A 16,359-nucleotide genomic window follows, 5' to 3' on the forward strand; every position below is an offset into this window, starting at 1 on the left:
TATGCGGTATTAACAGTCGTTTCCAACTGTTATCCCCCAGTACGAGGCAGGTTGCCCACGCGTTACTCACCCGTCCGCCACTAAGATCTAACAAGCTTTGACCGAAGTCTCTGCAGCGTTAAATCTCCGTTCGACTTGCATGTGTTAGGCACGCCGCCAGCGTTCATCCTGAGCCAGGATCGAACTCTCACGTTAAATATCTATCTCTTCACCTCTCGGTGATTTGATCGTTCGTCTGACCAGAACTAAAGCTTGGCTTTGTTCTGTCCGTTTTACCTTTGTTAGGTTTTGTTCTCTGAATATTCTTTAATGGAATTTTCAGGGTTGCATTACTATTTTATTGTCAATGTGCTTCTTATCGACTTAGCCGATAAGGAACGCAGAAGGAGGGATTTGAACCCTCGCGCCGCTATTAACGACCTGCACCCTTTCCAGGGGTGTCTCTTCAACCTCTTGAGTACTTCTGCAAAAGTTGATTCTTAAAACCACTCTTCAATTGAGCGGAGCGAGAGGGATTCGAACCCTCGTGGCGTTGCCGCCAAACGGTTTTCAAGACCGCCTCGTTATGACCGCTTCGATATCGCTCCATACAAGTAAATCTATTTATTTGCTGTGCTTTTCGCTTGCCGTTCATCGCACAGCGCGATAATTATATTAACAATGTCATGGGATAATGTCAATAACAATTTTCAAATTTTTTAAAAAATTTTTTTCAGTATATTTTCTGCCAAAATTACGTCATCCGGAGTTGTTATTTTTATGTTCTCATAACTGCCCGGAACCAGTTTAACTCTGCGGTTTCCCAGTGTTTCCATCACCATCGCGTCATCAGTTATATTGATTCCCTTGGAAATCAGCTCTTTTTCTTTGTTTATGAGTTCCTCATACAAATAATGTATTTCAGGATATAAAAAAACCTGAGGTGTCTGTATTATCCATGTCAGATCTCTGTCAGGTGTTTCTTTTGCAAACCCATCACTATCAGCTATTTTTATTGTGTCCTTTACCGGCATTCCGACAACGCATGCTCCATATTCTTTAACAGCATCCAATGCCCTTGATAATATTTCGTTGTTCACAAAGGGTCTTGCGCCGTCATGAATAAAAACAGCTTCTGTGTCCAAAGAAGCTGCTCTTAAGCCGTTACATACACTTTTATATCTGGTATCCCCGCCTTGGGTAATTGTTTTGATCTTAGTAAAGTTATATGGCTTTAAAAGAGTATTCTTGACATATTCCAGATCATCTTCAGGCACAACAAGAACGATCTCATCTATAAAGCTTTTCTCAAAAGCTTCAAGCGCATAATAGATCAGTGGTTTGCCACATATCTCCAAATACTGTTTTTTTACTTTACTTTTCATCCTGCTGCCACTACCTGCAGCAAGTACTATAGCTGTGGTTTTCATTGTTATCTCCGGATCATTTCCTGCAGTATCACGCTAAATACTAAAAAGGGCATATTATTGTCATTAAAAAAATCAATCTAAGAAGAAGTTAATTGCTACTTCTTCCGTGATATTTTCTTTCTCTGTTGCCAAGAGGCAGATTGGGAACAGCATTAAGTTCCATACCGCTTCTTACTCCTTTTTTAAATTCGTAGTAGCCTGCAGCTCCTATCATTGCTGCATTATCAGTACATAAAACAGGAGATGGACAGTAAAAATCTATTCCCGCCTTTTTGCATTCGCTACTAAGCCTCTCACGGAGGGATGTATTTGAAGCCACTCCTCCTGCAATCGCTATTTTATTGCAGCCGTATTCTTTTGCAGCCTCAATTGAATGCTCTGTAAGCACATCTACAACTGCTTTCTGGAAAGAGGCAGCTACATCATTTTTGTTTACCTCTTCGCCTTTCATTTCTGCCTGATTCAGGTAATTAAGCACAGCTGACTTAAGTCCGCTAAAACTGAAATCATAGGACTTTTCTGTAGTCTTTGCGCGAGGGAAAATGATAGCATCAGGGTTTCCTTCTCTGGCAGCTGCATCAATTTTGGGGCCACCCGGATATCCAAGTCCTATCGCCCTTGCAACCTTGTCAAAGGCTTCTCCGGCCGCATCATCTCTTGTCTGACCGATTATTTCATACTCACCGTAGTCTTTTACGAGGACAAGGTGAGAGTGTCCTCCGGATGCAACAAGACACATGAACGGAGGCTCAAGCTCTTTGTATTCTATATAGTTTGCACATATATGACCTTCTATATGGTGTACGCCGACAAGCGGTTTTCCTGTAGCAAAACTTAGAGCCTTGGCTTCAGAAACTCCCACCAAAAGAGCACCTACAAGTCCGGGGCCATAGGTTACAGCAATCGCATCAATATCCGACAGCTTAAGTTTTGCCTCTGCAAGCGCAGTCCTGACGCAGGTATTGATTTTTTCCACATGTTTTCTGGACGCGATTTCAGGGACAACACCTCCAAAAACTGTATGAAGTGCTATCTGGGAAGATATTACATTAGACAAAACTTCCCGCCCGTTTTTTACAACTGCAGCTGCAGTCTCATCGCAGCTGCTTTCAATTGCAAGTATAGTAACATCATCTTCTAAAAAAGATGTATGTTGTTCCTCATCATTTTTTATTGACATAAATATCACGCCGTCCTCATCGGTACGGCGCGTAATTGTTTCATTACTTTGCTTATTCAAAATCATTCCGCCTTTTCCTGGGAAGTCCATCCCATCAGTTTCCACTTGTCTTCGCTGTTTTTTCTGAGTATGAAAAGATAAGTATACTTAGTAGAGGATGTTCCGTGTCTAAGTGATACATCTGCGAAAACATTGGAAATTTCTTCGCCATCTTCTGTTGTCTGTCTGGCATCATTTTTATCAACTTCATATACGGGGATAGAGTAATCTCCATCTTTTTTATCCTGCACTTCGGTTTTAAGTCCGTTCGGCCAGTCATTTTGCTGAGCGATCAGCTCGGTATCAAAGATTCCCTTTAGGACCTGTGCCATGCTGTCAAATTCTTCATCCGTGTAGGTCTGTTTATACATTACCTGCATGGTCTTAAGATATAAGTCAGCAACAGCGGCAGGTGTCTGAGGGTAATTCTTTGACAGATCAAGTGTGGTTATTTTCTGAACCTCTGTCAGCTCGCGGTCTTCTTCCTGCGTATTGGATTTACTGCCATTTCTGGTAAAAAGCATAAAGAGTCCAAGCACAACCATAGCTGCAAGAATCATCATAACTATTGCTTTTATGATGCTATTCTTCTTAGATTCTTCCATAACTGCCCTCCTTAATCTGTGTCATCCTTAAATCTTAGTGTCTTTACTCTGCCATCTTTCGCGGCAATTGTGTTTTTAAAGATTTCTTTGGTTTTTCCCAGATATTCCTTGGGGTTTACCAGCGAAGGGCTGTAATGTGTAAGCCACATCTCACTTACATTTGCCCTCTTCGCCATGTCAGCTGCCTCATAAAAAGTCATGTGCTTATTTTCTTTCGCCTTTTTTAATTTGTCAGGTTCACCGTACATGCCTTCACATATAAACAGATCGGAATCTTTTGCGTTTTCGACTATGCTGTCAGTAGGTCTTGAATCTGTAACATATGTAAGATGGATTCCCTGTCTCTGCTCACCAAGTACCATGTCGGGAGTCAGGGTTCTTCCGTCATCAGTGTGGATTATTTCCCCTTTTTGCAGAGGATTCCAGTATTTTCGTTCTATGTTATGAGCTTCTGCGGCCTCTACATTGAATTTGCCGTTTCTTGACAATGTCATGGAATAGCCATAGCAGGTAATATTATGATTTACCTTAAATGCATTGATTTTAAATCCGGTCATTCCATCAATTGTAAATTCTTCGCTGTCTGTGGTTATTTCCTTGTAAATAATTGGAAAAGGCAATTCGGGGGCAATTGTCCTTAATGCTTTTACAACTCTCTCAAGTCCCTTGGGGCCAATCATTAAAAGAGGCTCACTACGCTCTGCATTTCCCATGGTAAGAAGCATTCCCGGCAGGCCTGATATATGATCTGCATGGTAATGCGTAAAGCAAATAACATCGATCGGTTTGGGACTCCATCCGGTTTTCCTTAAGGCAATCTGGGTTCCCTCTCCGCAATCGATAAGTATACATTTTCCATTATATCTCACAAGAAGTGAGGTTAAAAATCTGCCTGGAAGCGGCATCATTCCACCGGTTCCAAGTAAACAAACATCAATCATCCTTTGTCTTTCTCTTCCAATAAATTATTGCATCATCTGCAGGCTCGGTATAGAAGCCTTTTCTTAAGCCTTCGCTTTTAAATCCAAGCCTTTCATACAAAGCTATGGCAGGGGAATTCTGTGCTCGTACTTCAAGAGTAAAATCCCTGCATCCTATTTTCTCTGCTCTTAGAAGCAAAATCTCCAGCATTCTTCCGGCTATTCCGGCATTTCTGCAATCAGCAGCTACGGATACATTGGTCACTTCACCTTCTCCGGATATATTTCTTACTCCGCAAAGTCCAACTATTCTGCCTGCCTTCTCAGCTACAAGGTAAACCGTGTCATCTCTTGTACTAGCCTCTAAAAGCTGTGCTTCAGTCCACGCTTCCTTATTGAGCGAAGCCTTTTCAAGCTGCGCTGCATCTGTTATGTCTTCGGCCTTTAAGTCCCTGATAAGCACCGAATCCTTATCTATTGAAGCAGTATTTTTCTTTTTCTTCTCTGCAGCTTCCCTCTCAGCCTGAGAAGCTCGTAAATACTCAGGCGAAAAACTGTCTGTATCTACTGTTTTTCCTTTTTTCAGATATATAAGTGCAAGCTCTGCCAATGCTGCTGCGCGCTGTCTGTTCATATGTGACGGTGCACAGGTATAGTCAACTGTCAAAAGCTTTTCGAGTTTGTCTCTGTAAACAGGAACGCCATCACCAAGAAGAATTACCTTTTTCCCAATGGAATTAAGTTTCTCCGCAATCTCCTCAACAGACAAGGCAGCCTGTTCCATAACTGTTTTCATCTTATACGTAAATTCTTTTTGTCCATCATTTTCTTTTTCGGGCACAAAAGAATATATTCCTGTATATACCTGGCTTCTTCTGGCATCCATCATAGGACATATTATGCAATCGCTACCGTAAAAATTGTATGCAAGTGCATCAAGAGTGGGGACTGCTATAAGCGGCTTTTCCAATGCAAGGCATAGTCCCTTTGCCGTGGCAAGACCTATCCTAAGCCCGGTAAATGACCCGGGACCTGCGCAGACAGCTATAGCGTCAACTGTGTCCAGATCAAGCGATATTTTGTCCCTTATCTGCTCCATCATGGGGAGAAGAAGTTCCGAATGTGTGATCTTGTGCTGTATACTAAATTCCGACAACAGTCTGTCATCTTCTGTGACTGCAACGGTGCATACAAGCCCAGATGTATCCAGTGCTAATATTTTCATTTTATCTGTTATCTATCGTAGTCAAAGTAATCCTGCGATAGTCTGTTCCTTTCCTTAAATCCTTTTCTATGCGGATCTCTTCGTATTTTTCCGGTAAAATGTCCTCTATGAGATTCGCCCATTCAATAAAGCATAGTCCCTTTCCGTAAAAATAATCTTCATAACCGATTTCATCCATTTCGCTGATGTCTCCTATTCTGTATACGTCGAAATGGTAAAAGGGAATCCTGCCCTCATCATATACCTGGACAATTGTAAATGTAGGACTGTTTACCGGACCTTCAATCCCAAGACCGGCTGCAACGCCCTGTGTAAGGACTGTTTTGCCAACGCCAAGATCACCGACCAAAGTATATACTGTGCCCGGTTGTGCGCTTTCTCCTATTCTTTTTCCGAATGCGAAGGTTTCCTCCGCTGAATTTGTTTCTAATATTGTACTCATATTATAAGATTATTCCAGCAAAGTTAAAAAAGCAACTATTGACTGATTTAATATCCGTTATATAATGTGATTGTAACGAAATCTTCGGGGCAGGGTGCAATTCCCTACCGGCGGTGATCACTCATGTGTAAGTCCGCGAGCTGCGTAAGCGGCCGATTTGGTGAAAATCCAAAACCGACAGTATAGTCTGGATGGTAGAAGATGTGTTTTTTTCAGTTGTTAAATTCCCCGAACCGGCTTCATTAGCGGTTCTTTTTTATTTTTGTCAACTTGAAAATATTACCGGAATCTAAAAACTGTAATCTCGCAATTCTTCCCCCGGAATAATTTAATTCACAGGAGGAAAAACCCATGAACAACAACTTAATTTCATCAATTGCGGAAAATGCCGCATACGTAGCAGTATTTCTTCTGCTTATTCTTGCAATGTTTATGCTTGCAAAAGCAACTGAGGTATTCATTCTAAAGAGAACCAAAACCAGCAATGTAGAATCTGCGACAAGAAAGCTGGTAGTAACCGGTGTCTTTTCTGCTATATCTGTAGTTCTTATGATGATCGAAGTACCGCTTCCTTTTGCTCCAAGCTTCTATAAGCTCGACTTATCTGATCTGCCTGCAGTCATCGGCGGATTTGCATTTGGTCCAATGACCGGTGTAATGATCGAATTTATCAAGATTTTACTTGAGATTATAATCCGAGGAACAACAACAGCTTTTGTAGGAGAACTTGCCAACTTCGTTGTAGGATGCAGTTTTGTACTGCCGGCTTCAATCATTTATCTCTTTAATAAGACAAGAAAAACGGCACTTATTTCATGCATCAGTGCGACTTTGATAATTACAATTGTCGGAAGCTCACTTAATGCATTCTACCTTCTTCCCGCTTTTGCAGCACTGTATGGTATGCCGCTTGATGCGCTTGTCGGAATGGGAACTGCAGTAAATTCAGCTATTACAAACATTCCTACATTTGTTTTATTTGCAGTAGCACCTCTTAATCTTATTAAGGGCTCACTTCTTAGCATTGTTACTCTTGCTGTTTACAAAAAATTAAGTCCAATCCTTAAGAAAACAACTGTAAGTGTGGCTAAAAAGCAGGAAGCATAAGTACTTCTTTAAAGAGTTTAGTATATCTGATAATATAAACCTTCCCATACATGCTGTGTGGGAAGGTTTTGTAATTAATAGTTTATTTATCATTTTTTAATAGCTTGTAACTGTGCGTTTTATTGACTTTTATTTGGTCGCATTTTAAGATTAATTCGTATAAAAATTTATGTTTCTACTGACAATGAGGCATCTATGAAGCGGCTGATAACAAAAAAACTTGTTCCCGGCATGATATTGTCCGATAACGTATACTCATATAACAATAATCAGCTTGTATTGCCTAAAGGAACCGTATTGGATACCCAGGCAATTACCAAGCTTTCTTTTTATTCTGTACTAAATGTCCTTGTTGAAGATCCGCCTGAGGAAATGCTATCTCCCGAGGACAATAGTTACTCTTATGCTGCCCGCTTGCGTCAGACAAAAGAATTTCAGGAATTCAAAGAAGATTTTGAAAATTGTGCATCCAAATTCAAGGTTGGGATTGAAGTTCTCGTAAACGATAAGGAAAACTTTGATCTGGATACTATTATGGAGCCCATTTATGCACTGGTTCAAAAAAGCAGATCCTCTTCAAATCTTTTTGATATGATCCACAATCTAAGAACTTATGACGATGCTACGTACGTACATTGCGTAAGTGTCGCTATGATATGCAATATTTTAGGGCAGTGGCTGAAAATGAGCGAAGAAGATACCATGACTTTGACAGAAGCCGGGCTTTTACACGATATCGGCAAGCTGCTGATACCGAATGAAATCATCACCAAGCCCACAGACCTTACTCAGGATGAATATAGTGTGGTTCAAACACATCCTTCGCAGGGCTATATGATATTGACTGACCTCAACGTGAGCGATCATGTCAAAAATGCCGCTCTTATGCATCATGAACGGTGTGATGGAAGCGGTTATCCTGCTCACCTGAAAGGTCCTCAGATAGATTTCTATGCAAAATGTGTATCGATTGCTGATGTATATGATGCCATGACTTCTGCCCGTGTTTACAGAGATCCGCTTTGTCCGTTCATCGCTATCGAGATGTTTGAGTCGGAAGGGCTTCAAAAGTATGATACGAATGCCATAATGACATTTCTCCAAAATATCGTAAATACGTATCTTCTAAACGAAGTTCGCCTAAACGACGGAAGAGAAGGTGAAATAATCTTTATTAACAGGGATCATCTTTCACGTCCCACGATAAGGATTGGAAGCGAATACCTTGACCTGTCTCTTTATCCTGATCTTCATATTGAGGAAATAATATAAAAGACCTTTCGTCATGTAAACGAAAGGTCTTAATTTTTATGCAAATTTCAATTTAAATTTCTGAAGATCTCTGTCAGAATCTATTTTTTCTATCTGGGCTCCGAGTTCTCTGAGTTTCATATCAAAGTCCTCATAACCTCTCTCTATATATCTGATATCTTCTACTGTTGTAAAGCCTTCTGCTGTAAGTCCTGCAATGACAAGTGCAGCTCCGGCTCTAAGATCAGGTGCGGAAACTTCTGCGCCGGTATATTTATCCACGCCCTCTATAATTGCTGTACTTCCTTCTACCTTGATATTGCCGCCCATTCTGGTAAGCTCATCAACATATTTAAATCTGTTCTCGAAAAGAGATTCCGTAACAAGACTTATGCCACTGGCAAGCCCCAGCACTACTGTTATCTGAGGCTGCATATCTGTAGGATATCCCGGATAGGGAAGTGTCTTTACATGAACATTGCGCATGCGCTTGGTTGCAACAACTCTGACAGCATCATCTGATTCAAGTACCTGGCATCCCATCTCAATAAGTTTTGCACTGATAGATTCAAGGTGCTTGGGTATAACATTTTTAATGGTAACATCGCCCTTAGTAGCTGCAGCTGCCATCATAAATGTTCCCGCCTCGATCTGATCGGGAATAATCGTATACTCAGTACCGTGAAGCTTCTCAACACCCTTAATACGTATAACGTCAGTACCTGCACCCTTTATGTCGGCACCCATACTGTTAAGGAAGTTTGCAAGGTCTACTACATGGGGTTCCTTCGCAGCATTCTCGATAATAGTCTTTCCTTCAGCCATGGATGCAGCCATCATTATGTTGATGGTAGCTCCCACGCTTGCGATATCAAGATAAATATGGCTGGCATTCAGACTGTCAGCAAAGGCATTTATCATACCATGTTCAATTGTAACAGTAGCACCAAGTGCAGAAAATCCCTTGATATGCTGGTCAATAGGTCTAAGTCCTATATTACAGCCTCCGGGTATGACAACTGAAGCCTTCTTGTATTTACCAAGAAAAGCTCCGATCATGTAATATGAAGCACGAATTTTCTTAATATATTCGTTTTCAATCCTATAGTCGCTAACCTGAGAAGCATTTATCTTAACAGAATGACGGCCCGTACGTTCAACTATTACACCTATATTGGCCATTGCACTAAGCATTACGTTAGTATCAGCCTCATCAGGCATATTATCAATATATACAGTCTCATCTGTCATGGTGGCAGCCGCAAGAATAGGAAGCGCAGCGTTTTTAGCGCCGCCTATCTCAACTTCACCAACAAGCGGAGTTCCGCCTTTAATCACATATTTTTCCATATTATCTCTTTATTCACACCATTGTGAATATCCCAGCTCATATTAAAATTCTAAAAAAAATGTTAACGGGTAATGTTATACCACAAATATATCTTTTTGTAAAATTAACAATTAATCCAAGTAACTGAGCGGATTTACCTGTGATCCGCCTATAAGGATCTCAAAATGCAGGTGAGCGCCGGTACTTACACCGGTGTTTCCACTAAGCGCAATCTTCTCACCCTGAGAAACTGACTGACCCGGCTTAACAAGTATCTTGGACAAATGTCCGTACCTTGTTTCCCTTCCGTCTGCATGGCTGATATAGACAACATATCCATATCCTCTTCCCCATCCGGCTCTTGTTACTACGCCGGCATTAGAAGCCATGACAGCGGTTCCGACAGGAGTTGCCCAGTCTACGCCCTTATGGAATGAGCTTGCGCCTTTTGTAGGTGCCTTTCTTCTTCCGAATCCCGAACTCAGTCTTCCTCCGGAAATAGGTTTAATATATGTCGGAGGCACAATGGTACCACGTTCAACTATTTTAGGCACAGCCTCATAGGTTACTTCTTCTTTTTGGATCTCTCTTTGTGTCTCACTATTATTTTCGTATGTGATCTGAGCTACAACTTTTCTATGACCGGCAGACGGTTCCTGTACAACTTCCGATTTCGTAGTATACCAGGAATCATTATCAATATAGATAACGTCAGCTTCGTAATCTTCCTCATAGTATTCCTGCTTAGTATATACTACCGACAGTTCGGGTTCAGGAACAGTTACTATGATTTCATCTCCGACTCTAATGGTCGACTCCGCTGTTTCAATTGTTTCATTCATTGCAACAAGGTCATCCAGAGTAAGATTAAAGTTTTCGGCAATAATACCAAGTGTATCGCCTGGCTGGATCTCGTAAATCTGATTTGTTTCTTTATCCTTTGTAACTTCATCTATCGCAGTTTGGATATCAGTAATCTCAGAGACAGGAAGATAACTCTCTACGACCTCAACCTTGTCTCCAAAATCTATATTCATCAGTCCCAGGTCGTAATCCTCAAAATCTTTATCTTCCGACTCAGGATGTATTTCTTTGAACAAATTGGTCATTGCAAGATCAAATCCTGCTTCAGGAAGGTTTACAGCCTCTGCTTCTTCTCTTTCTTCCTCCTTGGAGTTGATCTGCGAAGTAAGCACATTAATCTCACGAGTTGGATCAGTCACAAGCTCCACAACATACTCTCCATCCGTATCATAGCGTGATAGAGCTTCCTGAAGGAGCTTAAAAACATCATCCTTGCTGTCAAGATTGACGGAATATTTGTTTATTTTCACTGTATATGAACGATCTAATGTACCTGAAATATTATCCTTAAGGACATTTAGCATATTCTGTCTTACTGTTTTTCTCTTATCGACCTGTCCGAAGAAGACATCATCGCCTTCAAGTTCAAGCTCTGCAGAAGCAAGAACAAGCTCATCGCTTTCGGATGAGAGTTTTCTTCTGGCATCTCTTAAACACTTTCTTGCGGCCTTTTCGGATGAAAGAGTACCTACATAAACTCCGTTTAGCGATACCTTAAAAATATTGTCTCCGCTGCTTTTTATCGGCGAAAATGACGGGAGGATCAAAATGATCCAGATCATTATAGAAAGTGCCGTTCCATATAACAAACTTACGCGGAATTTCTTGTGTCCTAAAAACTTCATTTTAAACCAAACCTATAATTCTTAATATGAGCAATACAACATTAGCGATAGAAGCCAGAAGTATTACAACTGTAAGCGGCAAAACGCCGTTGTTATTTCCTTTTGGAGTACTACTCTGCAAGGATTCCATCTTTTCAATCATAACATTTAATTCTTCCTTAATGGAATCCATTTGTTTATCTAAATCAGCTTTTATTGCATCCATTTGCTTTTTTTGCTCATCTGCAACAGAAGCCTGAACATTTCTGTATATGCGAACGCCTACATCATGTGTAGCTTCATCGCTTTCATCAACTCTTTGAACTATTTCCTTTTTCAGATCATCGAGACGGTTTTCCATTTTTTGAGCATTTTGACGAAGAAGTTCCAATTCCTGTTCATACTGCTTATTCTGATCTTCTATCTGTTTGCGGTATGCCGCTTCAGCAGCATTGTTTGCCTTGATCATTTCCTGTGCGCTGAGCTTCTCAGCTAATTTCCCCATTAAGTTTTCCATGCTTCCTCCTCTGTTGTTTATCCGACAAGTCTTATAAAAGGTTACATCATTTATGCATTTCGTACAATATTTCATTATGAATTTAGATTCTTTTGTTGGTATTAACCTTTAATTTAAACATTATTCATAATTTGTTCATAAATCGTTGTTATAATTTATATTGTGTTAAGGAAATGATTCCGAACACACGAAGCTCAAATTAAAGTAGCTCCGAAAGATAGATAAATTTTTTCATAATAGCCCGGGCGCCGAAAGGTGTCTGGGCACTCCTCATTAATAGGACTTTTTATTCCTGAAGACTTATTGCCTGAATTTCTTCATTGAGTGATAGCATTCTCTCATCGAGTTCCGCAACCATTCTTGCGCATTCAAACAACTGTGCCTTGATATTGGCCGGAGCTTTTGATTCGAATTTGTACTGTATCTTATGTTCAAGGCTTGCCCAGAAATCCATAGCAACTGTACGGATCTGAACTTCTACTTTTACTTCCGCCTTATGATCTGATAAATATACCGGAACAGCTACTATCATGTGATAGCTTCGATATCCACTGGTCTTGGGATTCATGATATAGTCCTTGATCGTAAGGACTCTTATATCCTGCTGGTTGCTGATCATATCAGCGATCCTGTAGATATCCGAAGTAAATGAGCAGATAATTCTGATACCTGCGATGTCATTTACATATTTCATCATGTTTTCAAGGGTAGACTCGTAGCCATGTCTCTTAAGCTTCTTAACAATGCTTTCAGGAGTCTTTATTCTTGACTTGATGTGTTCCATCGGATTATATCTGTGAACTTCCTGAAACTCGTCATTTAAGATTTCAATCTTGGTATTCATCTGTTTAAGGGCTGAATTGTATAAAAGGCTAACCTCTTCCCAGCTCTTTATATCCCCATCTGATAATCTCTTTTCCATAGAACCCCCTATTAAAAAGAAACGCCAATAAAGCCAAAACTATTTCCAATAACTCTTATTCATTGAACAGGCAACTACAAGCTTTTTGGGCAAGCTCTTGTAATGTCTTCCAAGCTTGTACCCGATGTATCTGCATCCACACATAGCTATATAATGTGGCACAAGATAGAATTTCCCGATACGGTGGAAATGTCTGATAGTATCACGGACCATCCTTTTTCCTTCCGATTCGGAACGAATGCCTGAGAAAATCTCGGGATGATCTGTCTGGGATACCCCCAGGTCAAAATTCCTGTGGAACTGCTGCATGCAGGTGTAGTTGTGAGAATGGATCACACCCGCCTCAGGAACATAGCATATAGCATATCCCTGATACATCGCATTTCCTGCATAAACCATGTCTTCATTAAAAATCGCCTTGTGAAGAAATCCACCTATATTGTCAAAAACATCTCTTCTATACATCGCACAGACATTTGAACAGAAAAATGTTTTTATTCCAAGTCTGGGTAAGTCCTTGATTGTCTTCCTCTGAGCTTCTGTAGGATAGTTGAATTTTCTTGAATATCTCTCAGCAAGGTTGCAATCATATTTAGGATATTGTCTAGCATAAGCAGCTGCTACCTTTTCATCCTGAAGGGCAGCAACAAGATTGGATATAAGGTTGCAATCTCTTGGAACCGCATCCTGAGTTATCATCAAAAAGAAATCTGCATTTGAAAAGCTTACTCCGAGGTTTCTGCTCTCACCATGGTCAAACTCCGACTTCTTTATATGATGAACTTCTATGTTGTCATATTTTTTTATAACATCCTGAGCCGCAACATTCTCGGCAAGATATCTCTTTTCTGTATTGATTATTATGATCTTCTGTGGTCTGTATGCCTGTTTTTCAAGCTCATCAATAAGCATTGTAAATTCCGGTCCCGGCTTGTATACAGGTATTATTACGTCTACTGTCTGCATGTATTCTCCATAAAAATAATGCTTGTTCTTTTTGCATTCAAAAAGTATTGATATAGGCTAAAAAAGGCTCCAGATAAAACCGGAGCCTCAACTTTGTTGTCATTTATTGTCCCAAATACTGTGCAGCATCGGCAGCTATCTTATCGCTGTATTTCTGCACGCTGGATGATACCTGGTAGTCTGTATCATTAAACAGGAATTCGTGCAGCCACTTAACATTGGTTGCAAGGTCTACCGGAATAACACAACTTCCCTTCTTACCCATGGTACCTGTTGATCTGTAATCAGCTGTAGGGAATCCATCATTTCCAACAACCTTATACTTAGGAACATTTCCAAGGAGCTTAATAATATCATCCAGATCAAAGGATGTGTATGTTTCATTGAACACTTTGCTTGCAACAGACTCAAGTTCACTTGTTGAAGCCTGTTTAGCCTTCTCCAGAATGGCCATAAGAACTGTTCTCTGTCTCTCTGCTCTTCTGAAGTCATCACCTGCTGTATATCTGATCCTGCAGTATGCTGTAGCCTGAAGCCCGTCAAGTGTCTGAAGTCCCGGAGTTGTAACAGGTGTATATTTCATGTTAAGTTCTTCCGGACTAGCCATTGTTGACTGATAGTTGTTAAGGTGAGTTATTTCGCTCTCCTCTACATTAACTTCAATTCCGCCAAGTTCATTAACAACATCTGTAAGTCCGCCAAATCCGATAGTAACAAAATCTGTAATATCAAGATCCAGGTTCATATTGAGCATTGAAATAGCCTGCTCAGGACCGCCTGTAGCATATGCTGTATTACACTTGTTGTAAGAGTCATTACTTAAGTTAAGATATGTGTCACGATATACAGACATGAGTTTGACATCGCCTGTCTCATTGTTTATCGAAGCAATTATTATCGTATCACTTCTTGTTTTCTTGGTAAGCTCACCATTTCTGTCATCTACGCCAAATAATGCGATATTGGTGTAGCCTGTCATTTCCTGGTTTTCTTCAACGCCGCTGTTAACGCTCTCTGCAATTTTTTCTTCGTTGAGGTTAACCTTGCCAACGTTATCTACTTTTACTCTAAAGAATAATGTATAAATTATGAAAAGAAGAATTGCGAGTACAGCAAATTCAACGCCAAGTAATATCAGAGCATTTTTGCTGTTTTTCTTTTTTCTCCTATGTCCTGCGGGTCTTCTTGAATCACTTTTTGAGCTTCTGGAGCCCCTGCTTCTCCTAAGCTCGTCGTCGTTTCGATTTGACATCAGAGTCTATCTCCTTTTGTGTATTTTCCACTGACATATTTTGCCACAAAAACGCAAAATATACAAGTGTGTCGGTCAATATGCATTTTTATTGATAAAGCCATGAAACAATGTACCGACAAGTATCCTCATGTCAAATCCAAAGCTCCAGTTCTCAATGTAATATATATCGTATTCTATACGTTTTCTTATAGAAGTATCACCTCTGTAACCGTTAATCTGGGCCCAGCCGGTAAGTCCCGGGCGTACCTGATGTTTTACCATGTACCTGGGAATCTCCATCTTAAACTTCTCGACAAACTGAGGCCTCTCAGGTCTTGGTCCTATCAGCGACATGTCACCTATCAGAATATTGAAAAACTGAGGCATTTCATCGATGCTGTGGCTTCTTAAGAATCGTCCGATCCGCGTTACTCTTGGATCGTTCTTGGTTGTCCAACCCTTCTTTTCAGCCTTTTCAGACTGGATTTCCATGGTTCTGAACTTGTACATCATAAACTTCTTACCATGAAGCCCTACTCTCTCCTGCTTGAAGATTATAGGTCCTGGGCTTGATATCTTTACAGCAATTGCCGCAAATATCATAAGGGGTGAGAACAGGATTATAGCTATGATAGAGCCTATTATGTCAACAATACGCTTTATCATAGAATTAACTCCGTTTGTAAGCGGAACGTATCTTATGTTGATAACAGGAAGTCCCAGTATCTCTTCTGTATATGGATTACTCGGGAAAAGACTTGTGTAATCCGGTATAAACTTGGTGTGGACTCCCGATCTCTCACATATATCAACCAGTTCCTCGAGCTTGTCATATCTGTCCAGAGGAAGTGTGATCGTGATCTCATCATATTCATTTTTTTCAAGGAAATCATTCAGATCATCAATTTCTCCGATGACCTTAACTCCGTGGTAGCTTGTTCCGACAGGAACCATATCATCAAGGATACCGCTTACAACATATCCCCACTGAGGGTTGTTGTTGATCCTGCTGATATAACCTTCAGCAGAACGCGAATAACCTACAAGGAGAATATGCTTTAGATTATATCCCCTTCTTCTTATGTATCTGAGGAATTTTCTGAGAGCAAGCCTGGAAATGCTTGTCAATGTAACATTAAGCACGAAGAAATAGGCGAGCATCCATCTGGAAAAGTGCACCTGTTTTATCATGTACAGAACAACAAGAGTGCCGATTATTCCGACAACATTCGCCATAAAAATATTGTACAGTTCGTAGCGCATTCTTGTAGCACGTCTTGGTGTATACAAGTTCATCACACTGTACAATATCAGATATGCGGGTATCAAAAAGTAAAGGGCCGAAAAATATGTGCCCATGTCCAGAATACCCACATCAGAAGTCACATTTGAAAATACAGACTCAAATTTTATATACCATGCGAGCATATATGAACAGGCTATTATCACACCGTCCCCAACAATATGAAACCTATTCAGATTTGTCTGATTATCTTTAATCATATCTAATTAATTTTATAACAT

15 protein-coding genes, 2 tRNA genes, 1 rRNA gene and 1 riboswitch are annotated in these 16,359 nt (G+C 40.4%); of the genes, 2 read left to right on the top strand and 16 right to left on the bottom strand.

Translation table 11 applies throughout. The features are described from left to right. From T543_RS00005 to tsaE, 9 genes are all read right to left on the bottom strand, one after another. Positions 1-195, bottom strand: a 16S ribosomal RNA gene (locus tag T543_RS00005); the annotation flags it as partial. Positions 196-378: 183 nt separating this feature from the next. Next, a tRNA-Ser gene (locus tag T543_RS00010) sits at positions 379-467 on the bottom strand. 34 nt (positions 468-501) lie between these two features. Beyond that, positions 502-587 (bottom strand) — tRNA-Ser (locus T543_RS00015). Positions 588-698: 111 nt separating this feature from the next. Further along, a complete protein-coding gene (ispD, locus tag T543_RS00020; protein WP_035764389.1) occupies positions 699-1,409 on the bottom strand; it encodes a 2-C-methyl-D-erythritol 4-phosphate cytidylyltransferase in 711 nt (236 codons plus the stop codon). A gap of 88 nt (positions 1,410-1,497) precedes the next feature. Continuing rightward, on the bottom strand, positions 1,498-2,589 hold the full coding sequence (gene tsaD, locus T543_RS00025) for a tRNA (adenosine(37)-N6)-threonylcarbamoyltransferase complex transferase subunit TsaD (protein ID WP_035765707.1): 1,092 nt from the start codon (positions 2,587-2,589) through the stop codon (positions 1,498-1,500). Positions 2,590-2,651: 62 nt separating this feature from the next. Beyond that, complete coding sequence (locus T543_RS00030) at positions 2,652-3,233, bottom strand: DUF6715 family protein (RefSeq protein ID WP_035764392.1); 582 nt, start codon at positions 3,231-3,233, stop codon at positions 2,652-2,654. Positions 3,234-3,244: 11 nt separating this feature from the next. Continuing rightward, positions 3,245-4,174, bottom strand: a complete 930-nt coding sequence (locus tag T543_RS00035; RefSeq protein WP_035764395.1) for a ribonuclease Z — start codon at positions 4,172-4,174, stop codon at positions 3,245-3,247. Further along, positions 4,167-5,378, bottom strand: a complete 1,212-nt coding sequence (tsaB, locus tag T543_RS15480; protein WP_035764397.1) for a tRNA (adenosine(37)-N6)-threonylcarbamoyltransferase complex dimerization subunit type 1 TsaB — start codon at positions 5,376-5,378, stop codon at positions 4,167-4,169. Before tsaB ends, T543_RS00035 begins: the two co-directional genes overlap by 8 nt. 1 nt (position 5,379) lies before the next feature. Further along, a complete protein-coding gene (gene tsaE, locus T543_RS00045; RefSeq protein ID WP_035764399.1) occupies positions 5,380-5,820 on the bottom strand; it encodes a tRNA (adenosine(37)-N6)-threonylcarbamoyltransferase complex ATPase subunit type 1 TsaE in 441 nt (146 codons plus the stop codon). Positions 5,821-5,896: 76 nt separating this feature from the next. Further along, positions 5,897-6,027: riboswitch (FMN riboswitch) on the top strand. Between the two features lie 144 nt (positions 6,028-6,171). Between tsaE and T543_RS00050 the strand changes: the two genes are divergently transcribed. Both T543_RS00050 and T543_RS00055 read left to right on the top strand, forming a co-directional pair. Further along, a complete protein-coding gene (locus T543_RS00050) occupies positions 6,172-6,927 on the top strand; it encodes an ECF transporter S component (RefSeq protein ID WP_035764401.1) in 756 nt (251 codons plus the stop codon). A gap of 195 nt (positions 6,928-7,122) precedes the next feature. Continuing rightward, positions 7,123-8,199 (top strand): HD-GYP domain-containing protein, encoded by a 1,077-nt coding sequence (locus T543_RS00055; protein WP_035764403.1) that lies wholly within the window; start codon positions 7,123-7,125, stop codon positions 8,197-8,199. A 36-nt stretch (positions 8,200-8,235) separates the two neighbouring features. On the opposite strand, the gene T543_RS00060 is transcribed toward T543_RS00055, so the two are convergent. The 7 genes from T543_RS00060 to T543_RS00090 all read right to left on the bottom strand — a co-directional run bounded on the left by T543_RS00060 (position 8,236) and on the right by T543_RS00090 (position 16,338). Continuing rightward, complete coding sequence (locus tag T543_RS00060) at positions 8,236-9,528, bottom strand: UDP-N-acetylglucosamine 1-carboxyvinyltransferase (RefSeq protein WP_035764406.1); 1,293 nt, start codon at positions 9,526-9,528, stop codon at positions 8,236-8,238. A gap of 111 nt (positions 9,529-9,639) precedes the next feature. Beyond that, positions 9,640-11,217, bottom strand: coding sequence for a M23 family metallopeptidase (locus tag T543_RS00065; RefSeq protein WP_035764409.1), 1,578 nt, complete (start codon positions 11,215-11,217; stop codon positions 9,640-9,642). A 1-nt stretch (position 11,218) separates the two neighbouring features. Further along, on the bottom strand, positions 11,219-11,713 hold the full coding sequence (locus tag T543_RS00070) for a hypothetical protein (RefSeq protein ID WP_035764411.1): 495 nt from the start codon (positions 11,711-11,713) through the stop codon (positions 11,219-11,221). A 286-nt stretch (positions 11,714-11,999) separates the two neighbouring features. Beyond that, positions 12,000-12,635 (bottom strand): GTP pyrophosphokinase, encoded by a 636-nt coding sequence (locus tag T543_RS00075; RefSeq protein WP_035764413.1) that lies wholly within the window; start codon positions 12,633-12,635, stop codon positions 12,000-12,002. 39 nt (positions 12,636-12,674) lie between these two features. After that, positions 12,675-13,601 (bottom strand): glycosyltransferase family 2 protein, encoded by a 927-nt coding sequence (locus tag T543_RS00080; RefSeq protein WP_035764415.1) that lies wholly within the window; start codon positions 13,599-13,601, stop codon positions 12,675-12,677. A gap of 103 nt (positions 13,602-13,704) precedes the next feature. Beyond that, positions 13,705-14,853, bottom strand: a complete 1,149-nt coding sequence (locus T543_RS00085) for an LCP family protein (RefSeq protein ID WP_035764418.1) — start codon at positions 14,851-14,853, stop codon at positions 13,705-13,707. Between the two features lie 75 nt (positions 14,854-14,928). Then, positions 14,929-16,338 carry an undecaprenyl-phosphate glucose phosphotransferase gene (locus T543_RS00090; protein ID WP_035764421.1) on the bottom strand — a complete coding sequence of 470 codons (1,410 nt, stop codon included), beginning with the start codon at positions 16,336-16,338 and terminating at the stop codon, positions 14,929-14,931. Positions 16,339-16,359: the final 21 nt, after the last annotated feature.

This window comes from Butyrivibrio sp. NC2002, assembly GCF_000702265.1.
Lineage (GTDB): Bacteria > Bacillota > Clostridia > Lachnospirales > Lachnospiraceae > Butyrivibrio.